The sequence below is a fragment of the Thiomicrolovo sp. ZZH C-3 genome, from assembly GCF_054862725.1.
Genome location: NZ_JBTKXX010000003.1, coordinates 1 through 14,395 on the forward strand (window position 1 = coordinate 1; position 14,395 = coordinate 14,395).

A 14,395-nucleotide genomic window follows, 5' to 3' on the forward strand; every position below is an offset into this window, starting at 1 on the left:
CCGGCCCCATTCCGAACCCGGAAGCTAAGCCTCTCATCGCTGATAATACTGACCCTTTCAGGGTTGGGAACGTAGGTCGCCGCCTGGTTCTCGGATTTACTTCCTCCTTAATCAAATCAATCAACAATCTTTTTACTTTGAACTATCTCTAAAACTAAACTATGTGTCTAGACTCTTCGTCTAATTCATAGAGCTGTTTTGATATGTATTTAGGGGATATAGATCTTGTCTATAAGCTCTTCATACTCTTTCTTTACGTCACTGTCTATAGTGATGCCGCCGCCGCTCTTGTACACAAGTCCACCAGTTGTCTTTTCAATAAAACGGATAGATACGGCACTGTAAAGGTTATTTCCATCAAAATAGCCGAAAACGCCGGTGAAATATCCGCGATCATAACCCTCGATCTCTTTGATGATCTCCACGGTACGTTTTTTCGGTGTACCGCTGATACTCCCTGCCGGCAGAAGGGAACGTAGTATCTCCTCAATTCGCGAAGGCCATGCGTTTTCCAGTTCTCCTGAGATCTTGGAACTGACCTGCAGAAGTTCTTTGGAACCGGCTTTTATCCTGTCGATATATCGGAAATTTTCTACACGTATATTGGTCGCGACGATACCGAGATCGTTGCGAAGGAGGTCGACGACCATCAAGTGCTCCGCCATCTCTTTTTCATCGGCAAGGATCGTTGTCTCTGCATCAGGCAGTGCGGCGTCTATTGTGCCTTTCATCGGATAGGTATAGATCTTATCATCGATGATCTCAATGAATTTTTCCGGGGAGAAGCAGACGAACTGATCTCGGAATCGCAGTTTGAAGGGTGCATTGGCTTTGGCGTAAATGGTATGCAGACTATCGCTGCATTCTATCGGTGTGGGCTGGGTCAGATTCAGCATATAGGTTTCGCCGTTTTTAATGTGCTCCTGTACCTTCAGAAGTTTCTCTCTATAACTCTTAAAACTGACAGGGTACTTCTCCACATTGGAATCGTGGGGGGTGCCTGTCGCATGGAATGCAAATTCGATATCTTCTTCGGTCAATGTATCGAGGGGATAGCAGGTAAGTTCCTTCCCTTCAAAGTCTGAGAGAAAGAAGAAAGGGATGGACTGTTCGCAGAGAGAGTTAAGACTAGCGGTTGCCATCAAGGATCAGTTTCTTGAGCACGGCCATGCGTACGGAGACGCCGTTTGAGACCTGTTCAAGGACTTTGCAGCGCGGATCGGCCAGGAGGTCATCATCAATGTCGATATTGCGGTGTACCGGCCCCGGATGCAGGATAATGATGTCTCGGTCGCCGACAAGCTCTTTGGTGATGCAGAAGTCGCTGGCATAATCCTGCAGCGATGCGTAGCTGGGCTGGGAGTGGCGCTCCGTCTGGGTTCGGAGGCTCATGATGGCATCGACGTCGTCCATTACGTCTTGCAGGTGGTAGGTGGATGGCAGGTCAGTCTGCGGCATGAATTGGGGCGGACTGACGAGGGTCACCTGCATACCGAAGCGCTGCAGCAGCTCGATGTTGGAGTTTGCGACCCTGGAGTTCTTGATATCACCGACGATGGCGATGCGCTTGCCGTTGACGTCCCCGAAATGTTTGCGCAGGGTAAACAGATCGAGCAGGGCCTGCGTCGGGTGGGCATGGGCCCCATCGCCGGCGTTGATGATCGCGGCACGGGTGTGGTTGGAGAGGATCTTCGGGACCCCGGCGTTGGCATGGCGGACGATAATGGCATCCGGTCCCATCGCATCGAGGTTCATCGCTGTATCGACGAGGGTTTCCCCTTTTTTCGTGGAGCTTTTGCCGACATCGAGGTGGACGACTTCGGCACCGAGACGTTTGGCGGCAATCTCGAAGGAGCTGCGGGTCCGTGTCGAGTTTTCAAAAAAGAGGGTAATGATGATACGGTCCTGCAGAATGCGGTGAAAACCGCCCCGGGCGTAGAGGTCCGCGTCATTGTAGAGGGAGAGAATCTCTTCAGTGCTGAAGTCGTCGGTACGGATGAGATGCTGCATGGATCCTCTTTATTTTTGGAGAATTATAGCAAAAGCGCGTCGCAAAGTTGCCCAATATCCTCTTCGAGATTGAACCATCCCGGCGCGGCGGTATCGAACCAGGGACGGGAGGTCGCATCGAACCCGTTATCCCCTTTCCGGCAGTTCAACACCCATTCTGCTTCGATGCCGCGCCGTTTTAGCGCTTCAAGGCTGAGACGCAGGTCGTTGATGCCGCCAAGGCGACAGTGGGCAACAAGCAGTGCTTTAGCCCGGTATCGGGGGATCAGGTCGATCATATCGGTCTGGGCGTCAACGGGTACGAGCAGTCCGCCGGCTCCTTCGATCAGGCAGACGTCACAGATCGCATCCATCGCCTCGACGGCATGGTCGATGGCATGCCAATCGATAGCGGCCTCCCCCTTGGCGACATAGGGGGCCGCGGGCAGGGTGAACTGCACAGGAACGATATCATCGATGTCGAGCGCCCATGCCTGGGGGTTGAGCTGTTTGAGCTCCTGCAGCAGCAGGGTACCGTCCTCCGGAGCGGTCGTCACGCCGGTCTCGATCGGCTTGACAACGCCGACATGGAGGCCGCGTGCACTCAGTGCATGCATCAGTTTGACAGTCGTATAAGTTTTGCCTATCTCCGTATTGGTCGCTGTGATAAAAATGTGTTGCGCCACCTAAACCTCTTTCGGCTATAATGTGACCCAATTCTACAGTCAACAGGTTTAAAGAAATGAATCGTTTTGAAGCGTTTACGACACAGATCGTGCAGGGGAGCGGGGCGAAAGAGGGGGCGATCTCGTCCGTGATCGCCAACTCTGCGGCCTTTGCGTACGGAGATCCGGAGACGGCGGAGGGAATCTTCGACGGCAGCGTGAAAAAGCCGCTGTATGCTAGGGTAGGCAATCCGACGTCCGGAAAACTGGAGAGCCTCCTGGCCCAGATGGACGGTGGCGTCGGCGCCATCGCGACGAGTTCGGGCATGGCGGCGACGACCCTGGCGGTTATGTCGCTGCTGGAGAGCGGGGACGAGATCATCAGCATCGGCGGTTTGTTCGGGGGAACGTACTCCTTTTTTGAGGAGACCCTGAAACGCTTCGGCATCCGTACCGCTTTTTTCGACGTCGATGCTCTCGAAGAGGTCGAGGCGGTCATCAATGCGAAGACAAAGCTGATCTACCTTGAAAGCGTCGGAAACCCGAATATGCGTCTGCCGGACATTGAGGCCGTCGCAGCGATCGCCGACGCCCACGGGGTCGCTCTGATGGTGGACAACACCGTGACGCCATTGAGCATCCAGCCGCTGAAGCTCGGCGCGGACATCGTCGTCTATTCGACGACGAAACTGATTGCCGGAAACGCGTCGGCCCTCGGCGGCGCCGCCGTCTTCCGGGCGATCGGGGAAGGCAAGGACAAGTTCAAAACGCCGCGCTATGCGTCGATCCACAAGTTCATCGACAAAATGGGAGCCATGGCCCTCATCGCCGTCGGCAAGAAACGGGCGATGCGCGACTTCGGTATGAGCCCGTCGGCCTTCAACAGCTACCTGACGATGCTGGGGCTCGAGACGCTGCCGCTGCGCCTGGACCGGATCATCGGCAGTGTCGAAACGGTCGTGCATGCCCTGAAAGAGGCGGGGCTGAACGTCAATCATCCGGCCCTGAGGGATCACCCGCATCACGACCGTTACGCCACGCAGTTCGGCAACGGGACGGGACCGCTCTTTACGATCGACATGGGAAGTGCGGAGGCCGCCTACGACTTTCTGCGCAAATCGAAACTGGTGACGATCACGGCCAATATCGGCGACACCCGGACATTGGCGCTGCACATGGCCTCGACGATCTACAGCGACTTCGGCGACAGCGAACGCGCGTTTCTCGGCATTACGCCGGGGCTGATCCGTGTTTCGGTCGGCCTGGAGAATCCCGATGACCTGATCAGGGATTTTATCGCGGCCGCAGAGTAGCGGTTATATAAGTGCGGCGTGGGTATCACAAAAGCCGTTAGTGGCCATAGGTTGTTAGATTTAATTAGATTGTAAGCTTAAGGAAATGATAATATAGGCCACTTGATACCCCTGCAAGGCTAACCATGCGTACTTTTTTCCTCTTGATGTTCCTGGGTGTTTCGCTTCTCTTTTCCGCCACCGTAGAGCAGATGAAGAGTGAGAAGCGTTATGCTTTGGTGATCGCCAACGGACTGGCTACCGAGACGAACGACGACAAGGCGGTCGCGTCGGCACAGGTCCTGGCCACTTTTTTGAAATCCAAGGGCTTTACGACGGTCACGGCTTTCAACCTCGACCGGGCAGAGCTGATCAAAACCTTCCGCAGCTTTGACAAGCGCATTACCCCCAATGCCGTCATTACCCTTGTCTACAGCGGACGGACGGTCGTGCACGACTCACAGGCGTGGATACTGCCGGCACGGATGAAGCTGGAGGGATTACCCCAACTGCGCCTCTCCGCGGTCAGTTTTGATTTCCTGCTGCAGAAACTGCAGCGGCATACCCCCCGGGTGAGCCTGGGAATCGTCGACGCGTTCCGTTACAGCGGCAAGGCCAACACGACGGACGGAGAGCTGATCCTGGATGCCGTCAAGGATATCAAGGAGGCGGATACCCTCGTGCGCTGGAACGGTAAAGCGGCGGCCTCTCCATTCTTCGATCACCTTTTGCAGGCGGTGGGGAAAGGCCATGACGATATGGACGCCCTGGCGGACAAGCTTTCCAAGGCGGGGGTCCACTCCCGGATCGCCGCGGCGGACTTCTATTTCAATGTCCCGGCCAAACTGTTGACGCCTGCGGACAAGGCGTGGCAGCGCGCGGAGGCCAAAGACAATATTGTGGGCTATGAAGCCTTCCTGATCGCTTACCCCGATTCGGCCTATCAGCAGAAGGCCAACAGCCGTATTAAAGCGCTTAAAGCCAAAGAGCAGGAGAAGGTCGAAGCCGAGCTCAAAGCGCAACAGGAGACCCTCGCACGCCTGAAAGCGGAGCAGCAGGCGCTTGCAGCCGATAAAGAGGCGGTGGAGGAAGCCCCGCGTTATTTCGAACCGACGGAGATGGTGACGATTCCCGAAGGGATTTTCCTCATGGGATCCGAGCAGTTTGAAAACAGCAAACCCGTGCATATGGTCACAGTCAGGTCGGGACTGAAAATGAGTGCCTATGAGATCAGCAACAAGGCATACGCTGCCTTTTTGAAAGCAACGGGAACGCAGTACCGCAAGAAGAAACTGCTCAAAAACGAAAGCGCCGCGGTGGCGTACGTCAGCTGGGAGGATGCCGTGGCGTATGCCGAATGGCTGAGCAAAATGTCGGGCAAGCACTACCGCCTCCCGACGGAAGCGGAGTGGGAGTACGCCGCCCGTGCCGGCAGTGATGCGCTTTATCCCTGGGGTGACAGTGCCGCCAATGCCGCCCAGTATGCCTGGATGGCGACCAATGCCCACGGCTTCGTGCACTCCCGCGGTCTGCTGCAGCCCAACGCCTTCGGTCTCTTCGATATGGCCGGTAATGTGGCCGAATGGTGTCTGGACGGGGCCACCCCCGATTATAAAAGCGCCCCTTCCAAAGCGGGGAAAGTCACCTCCGACAACGAAGCGATGAAAATCATTCGCGGGGGCTCCATCAAGAGCAGCGGTGAGGGGCTTTCGCCCTCCTACCGCGACTCCAACATCCCTACCTTCCGCAGCGAAACCATCGGTTTCCGGCTCATCCTCGAGCCGTGAAGCCGGAACATCTTCACTACCTACTTTCACATTAATAAAAATCAATAAAATTTAATCTAAAAAAATAAGTAAAATGTAATATATTATTTTCAGTAATAGTTTATTCTTCCTTTAAGCTTGAAGAAGTGACAATGGGAGCTCACCAAAAATGGCCGAGTAGGCCGCATGAATTGTTTAAGGAGGGAATCATGGGAGTGTCACGTAGAGATCTACTCAAACTTTCCGGTGCCGCCGCCGTTGCGATGGGGGCTGCAGGGTGTTCGCAGATGGGACTTGGACCGGAAGAGGAGGAGGTACCGAACGCGGGGAGCGTCGGTGTCGGAACGAAAGCGGCGCTGCCGGAAACCGATACGCCCCGCGTGGTCGTCGTCGGCGGAGGATGGTCCGGTCTGACGGTGGCCAAGTACGTCAAAAAATATGCGCCGAATGCCGACGTGGTCCTGGTCGAACAGCGTGGGGAGTTCATGTCCTGTCCGGTTAGCAACCTTTGGCTGATCGACGCGGTGGAGCTCGACTTCCTCATGCACGACTACCTGCAGGCCGCACGGGAAAACCATTACACCTTTTTCAATGCGACGGTCGTCGGGGTCGACAAGGAAAACCGTACCGTGATGACGAGCGACGGCGATCTCACCTACGACTATCTGGTCCTCGCACCCGGTATCGATTACGACTATTCGGGATGGACGAAGGACCCGGCAATGGAGCTTCGGCTCCGTACGGAGTACCCGGCAGGGTTCAAACCGGGTTCGGAACACCTTACCCTGCGCAACAAAGTGCTGGATTTCGAAGAGGGCAACTTTATCCTGACGGTGCCCGGCGGAAACTACCGCTGCCTTCCCGCCCCTTACGAGCGGGCCTGTCTGATCGCGGATTATTTCAAGAAAGAGGGCATTGAGGGCAAGGTGGTCCTGATCGATGAAAATGACGATATCACGATCAAGGCCGAAGGGTTCCACTCGGCCTTTGACAAGCTCTATAAGGACTACATCGAGTATCACCCGGGGACAAAGATCGCGAAGTTCGATCTGGACAAAAAAGAGGTGACGACCGATTACGATGACGTCATCGCCTTTGAAGACGCCGCGTTCTATCCGCACGTCCGGGGCGGGAAAGTGCTGGAGGTCGCCGGCGTGGCGAAGGATAGCATTTTCAACAAGATGGAAGCCGATATCAACGTGCTGACCTATGAGGTCAACGGCCACCCGGAGATCTACTGCGCCGGTGACGTCCGCCCGATGGGCTTCAGCAAGTCCGGGAACACGGCCAATACGGAGGGGGTCTATATCGCCAAGCGTATCGCCGCCAGGATCAACGGCAGCGGGGAGACCCCGTGGGAGTCGCCGCTGACGATCTGCTACTCGGCCGTTTCCAGCGATCCGGTCCTGGCCATTTCGATCAACGCCGCCTACGCCTACGATGCGAAGGCCAAGCGCTTTGCCTTCGCCAATGTCTATGCCAACGAGACCTGGGACGGGCGTGTCGGTATGAATAACGGTCGGGGCCTGATGGAGTGGGCCAAGGGCATGTACCGCGACATGTTCAATGCATAGGAGGTAACGAATGGAACGCAGAAATTTTTTGAAAGTACTCAGTGCTACCGGTGCGGTGATCGCAATCAACCCCTCGACGATCGGGCAGACGCTGATGGCCAAGGACGGGGCGCTTTACAAGCGGTACGCCAAGGTGCAGCTCGTTGACGGCAGCGGCGCACCATTGAAGGCCGATGCGCTGAAAACGGGGGAGAATTATGTTTTCAACTACCCCTATGCCGGCACGTCATGCCTGCTGGTCAACCTGCCGAACCCGACGGCGAAAGAGGTTGAGCTGACCGACGAGTTCGGGAACGAATACGTCTGGAAGGGCGGCGTCGGCAGCAAGGGGACGATCGTCGCTTATAGCGGGATCTGCCCGCACCAGCTGACGCATATCAACAAGAGCGACAGTTTCATCACCTTCCGCAATCCCGGGGAGCGTTTCGAGGGGGATATCGTCTGTGACGGGCATACCTCGGTCTATGACGCGGGCAGAGGCTGCCGGGTCAAGGAGGGCAAGGCGCCGCAGCCGCTGGCGGCCATCGTGCTCGAAGTCGGCAGCGACAATACGCTCTGGGCGGTCGGGGTGCTCGGTAAAGACAAGTTTCACGAGTTCTTCGGCAGTTTCCGCCGTGAGCTCAAAGAGCAGTTCGGCAGCAAACGCAAGGCGAAAGCCAAGGTGGCCGAACGCGCCGAAACCGTTCCCCTGCGCGACTACACGCAAGACGTCGTCAAACTCTGATTTTTCTTCCCGCGGCAGGCTTTTCCGGGGCCTCCGCCGTTAATCTGCATTCTTAAGTCGTTGCTTACACAATCCCTGCTAATCTAACTGGCGTTAGTAAAGAACAAGACCGATTTATGCATTTTCACCGCAGAAGCAGTGGAATGCACGTTTTAAGGACAATGTTTGAGTACCAAAAAAGAGCTTGAACTTGAGGGTGAACTGCTGCTCAAGGAGCCGGGACAATATAAAGTGATTTTGCTCAACGACGATTACACATCGATGGATTTCGTCGTCGAGGTTTTGATGAGTATTTTTCATAAAAATTATCAGGAAGCGGAGCAGATTATGCTCGATATCCACCGCCAGGACCGCGGTATCTGCGGCGTCTATACCTACGAAGTGGCAGAGACCAAAGTAATGCAGGTCAGCCGCCTGGCCCGGGAGCATGGGTACCCGCTCAAAGCAACGATGGAGGAAGCGTGATGATCAGTGCCGAACTTAATGCCGTCTTTCAAAAAGCGCTGCTGTATGCCAAAGATCAGCGGCATGAATACCTGACGATCGAGCATGTCTTTTATGCCCTGCTCGGTTCCAAAGAGGGGATCGCCATCATCCGCGAATGCGGCGGCGATGTCGCGTCCATGCGTGCCATGGTCAGCCGCTACCTCTCCATGACGATGGACCCCCTGCCCGAAGACGTGACCCAGGAACCCTTCGAGACGGTCGCGCTTTCACGGATGATCGACCAGATGATCCGCCATATCCAGAGCGCGCAGAAGCAGCAGGCGGAAGTCGGCGACCTCGTGGCGGCGATCTACGAAGAGAAGCACACCTACGCCTGCCAGGTCCTGCTCGAGAGCGATATCAACCGCGTGGACGTCCTGGAGGTGATCTCGCACAAGGATGTGCAGCCGCAGTCTGTTTCGGATGCGGAGGAGAGCTACGTCGAGAAGTATACGGTGGAGCTGGTGGCGCAGGCGCGCGCCGGCCGTATTGATCCGGTCATCGGCCGGACCGACGAGATCGAACGGGTCGTGCAGACGCTCTGCCGCCGGAAGAAAAACAACCCGCTGCTCGTGGGCGAACCGGGCGTCGGAAAGACGGCCATCGCCGAGGGGCTGGCGCTGCGCATCGCCGACGGCGAGGTGCCCGAACTGCTCGAAGAAGCTCCTGTCTACGCCCTTGACCTCGGCGCGATGCTTGCCGGCACAAAATACCGGGGAGATTTCGAAAAACGTCTCAAGGGGGTGATCGATGAGGTGACGGCGCACAAGAACGCCATCATGTTCATCGACGAGATCCACACCCTCGTCGGCGCCGGTGCCGTCAACGGCGGCAGTATGGACGCCTCCAACCAGCTCAAACCGGCCCTGGCATCGGGGGCGATGAAGTGTATGGGGGCGACCACCTATGCCGAGTACCGTAACGTTTTTGAAAAGGACCGCGCGCTGAGCCGCCGCTTTGCCAAGATCGACGTGGACGAGCCGAGCCAGGCGGAGAGTATCGAGATCCTCAAAGGGCTCCGTCCGAAGTACGAGAAGCATCACAAACTCACCTACGAGGACAAGGCCCTCGAAGTGGCGGTATCGCTCGCGAAAAAATACATCTCCGACCGTTTCCTTCCCGACGTCGCGATCGATCTCATCGACGAGGCAGGGGCATCGTTCCATCTGAAAAAACATGACCGCAACGTCGTCGAGGCCCTCGATATCGAGAACGTCATCGCGAAGATGACCGGGGTCCCGACCTCGCAGGTGTGCGAAGACGACACCCTGCGGCTTGAACACCTCGAGCGCGACCTTCGCAGCAAGGTGATCGGCCAGGATACCGCGGTCGAAAAGGTTGCCCTGGCGATCAAACGCAGCCGCGCCGGGCTCAACCCCGAAGAGCGCCCGATCGCGTCGTTCCTCTTTGCCGGACCGACGGGTGTCGGTAAGACCGAACTGGCGAAGTCCCTGGCGGAGACACTTGGGGTGCACTTTGAGCGTTTCGACATGAGCGAGTACATGGAGAAACATGCGCTTTCCCGCCTGGTCGGGGCTCCTCCGGGCTATGTCGGTTACGAGCAGGGCGGTCTGCTCACCGAGGCGATCCGCAAGCACCCCTACACGGTGCTGCTGCTCGATGAGATCGAAAAGGCCCACCCGGAGCTGATCAACGTGCTGCTCCAGGTGATGGACAACGCGACGCTGACGGACAACAACGGCTACAAGGCGAACTTCAAGAACGTCATCCTGATCATGACCTCCAACGTCGGCGCGACGGAGCGCAGTGTTATGGGCTTCAATGCCGACAGCAGCCTGGCCCGCGGCGAGGCGCTCAAGGCTTTCTTTACGCCGGAGTTCCGCAACCGCCTCGATGCCGTTATCGAGTTTGCACCGCTGGACCGCGAGATCGTCGAGGGGATCGTCGACAAGTTCATCGTCGAGCTCAATACACAGCTGGCGTCGAAGGGCATTGCGATCACCTTGGGCGAGAAGGCCCGCGGTTACCTCGCGGAGATGGGTTATGACAAAGCGATGGGTGCCCGCCCGCTCGGACGCATCATCCAGGAGAAGATCAAAGATCCCCTCACCAACGAGATGCTGTTCGGCCGCCTGAAGGCGGGCGGAAAGGTCCACGTCGATTACAAAAACGAGATCGTTTTCACGTACGACGAACATGCGGAGGAAGAGGCGGCGGTGTGATCCCGCAGCAGATCCGATACGAACTGGCGTTTCCCGACCCGAGGGATGCGGATGAATCCGGCATCGTTGCTTTCGGCGGCGACCTCTCCCCTTCACGGCTGCTGCTGGCCTACCGCAGCGGCATCTTCCCCTGGTACAGCAAAGGCGACCCCATTTTGTGGTGGTCCCCCGACCCCCGGTTGATACTCAATCTTGAGGAGTTCGTATTGCGCCGCTCCCTGCGCAAACGGCTGAAGCATTTCGAGATCCGCTTCAATACGGCCTTTGGCGACGTGGTCCGCGCCTGCGCGACGACACCCCGTCCGGGGCAGGAGGGGAGCTGGATCCTGCCGGAGATGGTCGAGGCCTATGAGGTGCTGCACGCGATGGGGCATGCGCACTCGGTCGAGGCGTGGCAGGAGGGGCGGCTTGTCGGCGGGCTCTACGGGGTCGAGGTCGGCGGGATGTTCTGCGGCGAATCGATGTTTGCCCATGTCAGCGACGCTTCCAAAGCCGCCTTTGCCGCCCTGGTGGAGCATCTGAAAGCGCGCGGATTTGAAATGATCGATGCACAGGTACCGACGGAACATCTCAAAAGCCTCGGCGCCATCGAGGTGAGCCGCGACTATTTCCTGATGCGTCTCGAACAGCTGCGCGATAAAGGTATAATGGGTTTCATGCAAGCGTAAAAGGAGTGGGCATGAAACTGCAAACGATCAGGGCAGCCGTTGCGGCACTGCTCGGCGTCATTCTGCTTTCGGGCTTCTGGAGCGGGAAGACGGCGGAGGAGAAACGCCAGGAAGTACAGAAGATGAAGGCGGAAACGCTGGCGATGCTCTATAAAGAGGCGCCGGAGGCGAAAGCGATCATCAAGAAAGCGTACGGCTACGCCGTGTTCAGCAATATCGGCGTGAATATCATTCTTGTCTCCGCCGGCGGCGGCTCCGGGGTGGCGCACGACAATCAAACGGGCAAAGATACCTATATGAATATGGGGACCGTCGGTGTGGGGCTTGGACTCGGCATCAAGGATTTCCGCGGGGTCTTCCTTTTCGAAAACAAGACAGTCTATGAGGATTTCATCAACAAGGGGTGGGAGGCAAACGCCCAGGCCGATGCCGCCGCCAAAGCGGACGACAAAGGGGCTGCCTTCGGCGGGGCGGTGACCGTCGCCCCGGGTATCCGACTCTACCAGTTGACCAAGACGGGCCTGGCGCTGCAGGCGACGATCCAGGGAACGAAGTATTGGCAGGATGAAGAGCTTAATGAATAGCCGTTGCCCGCAATGGTGAAATAGGGTGTTTATTAGACCGCTTTAAGGAAACAATTCCTATACTGAACCATCATCAAACGATGAAGGAGTCACTATGAAAAAAGTACTTGTAAGTCTTGCTGCGGTTGCGGCACTCAGTTCGGCGGCGTTCGCCGGTGTCAATAGCCAGACAGGTTGTGGTCTCGGCGCAATGATCATCAAAGATGACAGCTCCGCGATTATGCTTGCCCTTCAGGCGACAACAAACGGTACCTCTGCAAACCAGACATTCGGTATCACATCCGGTACATCCGGCTGTAAGCGCATGCCGCTGGTAATGAACGACCGTGCGGCCGAATTCGTCGCATCCAACATGGATCAGCTCGCCAAAGAGGCGGCAATCGGCGGCGGTGAAACCGTCGATACACTTGCGGAACTGCTCAAAGTCGACGACAAAGCGGCTTTCGCGGCATCCCTGCAGCAAAACTACAACAGCATCTACACGTCCGGCGACGTCAAGATGGCTGACGTTCTCGACAACATCGCAACCGTCGAGGGCTGAATCTGCTTTTACCGGGCCGGTTCCCCGGCCCATCCTTCCATCTTCCCTCAAAGGGTTTTTTCTTGTACCGTTTCCTGATGATACTGATGATCGTGCCGTATATCCTGCAGGCAAACGTATTGGAAAATGCCCTGGAGAAGGCGGCGAAGACGGGTGTGGCCCAGAGCCGCTACTGGCACCTGCTGCTGCATATGCCCGAAGATGTCAGCGAAGTCGACGACCCGGCGTTTTTTCTCGCTCCGGGGGGCAAAAGCAACGCGGAAGCCGAACTGAACGCTACGCTCACGGCGCTTTACAATGAAAGCCGTTTCGACGACAATGCCACGGGGTGTCGTTTCCCCGCCCGCCGCTTCTGGCTGCAGGAGACACTGGGCTTGGAAGGTCTGCCGGAACTGCGCTGCACCTCCTACGAGACACTGGTGCGTAAGATGGACCCGCAGTCGGTGACGCTGGTTTTCTCGTCGGCGCACATCAACTCCCCGGCTTCCATGTTCGGCCACACCTTCCTGCGCATCGACTCCTCCTATGAATCGAAGATGCTCTCCTATGCCATCAATTACGCCGCAGGGGCGGACCCCGACAAGGAAAACGGCATCATCTTCGCGGTCAAAGGGCTTTTCGGGGGCTATCCCGGCTTTTACTCCCTGCTGCCCTATTATGAGAAGCTCAAAGAGTACCGGGATACGGAACAGCGCGACGTCTGGGAGTACGACCTGGACCTGAACCATGATGAGGTGATGGCGATGATCCGTCATATCTGGGAGCTGAAGGGGGTGTACAACTGGTACTATTTCTTTGACGAGAACTGTTCGTACAACATGCTCTGGCTGATGGAGATCGCCCGTCCGGACGTGGACGTGCGCGGCCGCTTCGCCTATCACATCATCCCGATGGAGACTGTGCATGCCACCGAGGAGGAGCAGCTGGTCCGGGCCAAGCACTACCGCCCCTCGAAGCGGACGCTGCTGCTGGCTTATGAGAGGGTGTTGGACGTGCGTGGCGAGGCGGAAGCCCAGGCCCTGGCCGACGGCACGCTTGCTCCTCGAGCAGTAGTGGGGGAGCCGGCGCGTGACACGCAGTTGAAACGCTACACCCTCGAAGCGGCATCGGAGCTTGCCGAGTACCGTCTGATGAAAGGGGCCGTCGATAAGGCGACCTATTCGGAACGGTTCCACGCCATCCTCTCCGCCCGGGCGGCACTGGGGCAGGGGGAGAAACTGCCGGTGGCACAGCCGCGCAACCCCGACGAGGGGCACCGGGCGACCCGGGCGCGGTTGGGGACGGGGTGGCGGGACGGCCGCCCTTATCAGCAGCTCGGCATCCGCCCGGCCTATCACGACCTCGGCGACAGCGATATCGGCTTCATGCCGGGCACGCAGATCGAGTTCCTGGACCTCGAAGCGCGCTATGACCAAGCGGGTGCCGCGGTCGAAAAGGCGACCATCGTCTCCATCACCTCCCTTGCCCCGCAGAGCGCCTTTTTCAAACCTTTCTCCTGGCGGATGCACGCGGGATGGGATCAGAACTTCGTGACACGGGATACGGTCTTCAGCACGGCGGTGGGAGTGGGCATCGCGGCCGGAGGCTCCTGGGGGTACGGGTACGCACTGGCGGAGCCGGAACTGTTTGTGACGGACAAAGGGTACGGTGCGCTCAAAACGTCGCTCGGGCTTCTGTTTGACGTCGGCGGCGGAGCTAAGCTGACCGGGGAAGGGGGGTACCGTTTCTATGCCGACGGGATGCGCCAGTGGACGGGCACGGTCAGGCACACCAGCCGCCTCTCACAGAACAACGCGCTGAAACTCGGCTTTGATTACACGGACAAAAGGGCGGGGGTACAACGCAGTTTCACGGCCGAATTCGTCCACTATTATTAACGAGCCTTTATAGACACCGGTGCCGCTTTCGGTTATAATCAGTAGA

At 57.4% G+C, this 14,395-nt stretch carries 13 protein-coding genes and 1 rRNA gene; 11 read left to right on the plus strand and 3 right to left on the minus strand.

The features are described from left to right. Positions 1 to 88 (plus strand): 5S ribosomal RNA (rrf, locus tag ACXWTF_RS09905); the annotation flags it as partial. Between the two features lie 121 nt (positions 89 to 209). On the opposite strand, the gene ACXWTF_RS09910 is transcribed toward rrf, so the two are convergent. From ACXWTF_RS09910 to bioD, 3 genes are read right to left on the minus strand one after another with little or no spacing between them, the layout of a single operon-like run. Beyond that, positions 210 to 1,142, minus strand: a complete 933-nt coding sequence (locus ACXWTF_RS09910; protein WP_461714833.1) for an aminodeoxychorismate synthase component I — start codon at positions 1,140 to 1,142, stop codon at positions 210 to 212. Further along, positions 1,129 to 2,010, minus strand: coding sequence for an aspartate carbamoyltransferase catalytic subunit (locus tag ACXWTF_RS09915; protein ID WP_461714834.1), 882 nt, complete (start codon positions 2,008 to 2,010; stop codon positions 1,129 to 1,131). Before ACXWTF_RS09915 ends, ACXWTF_RS09910 begins: the two co-directional genes overlap by 14 nt. 23 nt (positions 2,011 to 2,033) lie before the next feature. Continuing rightward, positions 2,034 to 2,675, minus strand: a complete 642-nt coding sequence (gene bioD, locus ACXWTF_RS09920; protein ID WP_461714835.1) for a dethiobiotin synthase — start codon at positions 2,673 to 2,675, stop codon at positions 2,034 to 2,036. Between the two features lie 56 nt (positions 2,676 to 2,731). Here bioD and ACXWTF_RS09925 point away from each other — a divergent pair, with 56 nt between their 5' ends. The 10 genes from ACXWTF_RS09925 to ACXWTF_RS09970 all read left to right on the plus strand — a co-directional run bounded on the left by ACXWTF_RS09925 (position 2,732) and on the right by ACXWTF_RS09970 (position 14,349). Further along, on the plus strand, positions 2,732 to 3,967 hold the full coding sequence (locus ACXWTF_RS09925; protein WP_461714836.1) for an aminotransferase class I/II-fold pyridoxal phosphate-dependent enzyme: 1,236 nt from the start codon (positions 2,732 to 2,734) through the stop codon (positions 3,965 to 3,967). 125 nt (positions 3,968 to 4,092) lie between these two features. Beyond that, positions 4,093 to 5,733, plus strand: a complete 1,641-nt coding sequence (locus ACXWTF_RS09930) for an SUMF1/EgtB/PvdO family nonheme iron enzyme (protein WP_461714837.1) — start codon at positions 4,093 to 4,095, stop codon at positions 5,731 to 5,733. A gap of 188 nt (positions 5,734 to 5,921) precedes the next feature. Further along, entirely contained in the window at positions 5,922 to 7,286 is a 1,365-nt protein-coding gene (locus ACXWTF_RS09935; RefSeq protein ID WP_461714838.1) for an FAD-dependent oxidoreductase, read from the plus strand. 10 nt (positions 7,287 to 7,296) lie between these two features. Then, the gene (locus tag ACXWTF_RS09940; protein WP_461714839.1) at positions 7,297 to 8,010 is read left to right on the plus strand and encodes a Rieske 2Fe-2S domain-containing protein; all 714 of its coding nucleotides are present in this window, start codon (positions 7,297 to 7,299) and stop codon (positions 8,008 to 8,010) included. 165 nt (positions 8,011 to 8,175) lie between these two features. Further along, positions 8,176 to 8,475 carry an ATP-dependent Clp protease adapter ClpS gene (gene clpS, locus ACXWTF_RS09945; RefSeq protein WP_231019129.1) on the plus strand — a complete coding sequence of 100 codons (300 nt, stop codon included), beginning with the start codon at positions 8,176 to 8,178 and terminating at the stop codon, positions 8,473 to 8,475. Further along, entirely contained in the window at positions 8,475 to 10,679 is a 2,205-nt protein-coding gene (gene clpA / locus ACXWTF_RS09950; protein WP_461715087.1) for an ATP-dependent Clp protease ATP-binding subunit ClpA, read from the plus strand. Before clpS ends, clpA begins: the two co-directional genes overlap by 1 nt. Next, positions 10,676 to 11,347: a leucyl/phenylalanyl-tRNA--protein transferase gene (aat, locus tag ACXWTF_RS09955; RefSeq protein WP_461714840.1), complete on the plus strand. Its 672-nt coding sequence runs from the start codon at positions 10,676 to 10,678 to the stop codon at positions 11,345 to 11,347. Before clpA ends, aat begins: the two co-directional genes overlap by 4 nt. Positions 11,348 to 11,358: 11 nt before the next feature. Next, positions 11,359 to 11,931, plus strand: coding sequence for a lipid-binding SYLF domain-containing protein (locus ACXWTF_RS09960; RefSeq protein WP_461714841.1), 573 nt, complete (start codon positions 11,359 to 11,361; stop codon positions 11,929 to 11,931). Positions 11,932 to 12,025: 94 nt separating this feature from the next. Then, complete coding sequence (locus ACXWTF_RS09965; RefSeq protein WP_461714842.1) at positions 12,026 to 12,472, plus strand: DUF3015 family protein; 447 nt, start codon at positions 12,026 to 12,028, stop codon at positions 12,470 to 12,472. 77 nt (positions 12,473 to 12,549) lie between these two features. Beyond that, positions 12,550 to 14,349: an Lnb N-terminal periplasmic domain-containing protein gene (locus ACXWTF_RS09970; protein WP_461714843.1), complete on the plus strand. Its 1,800-nt coding sequence runs from the start codon at positions 12,550 to 12,552 to the stop codon at positions 14,347 to 14,349. The last annotated feature ends 46 nt before the right edge of the window (positions 14,350 to 14,395 follow it).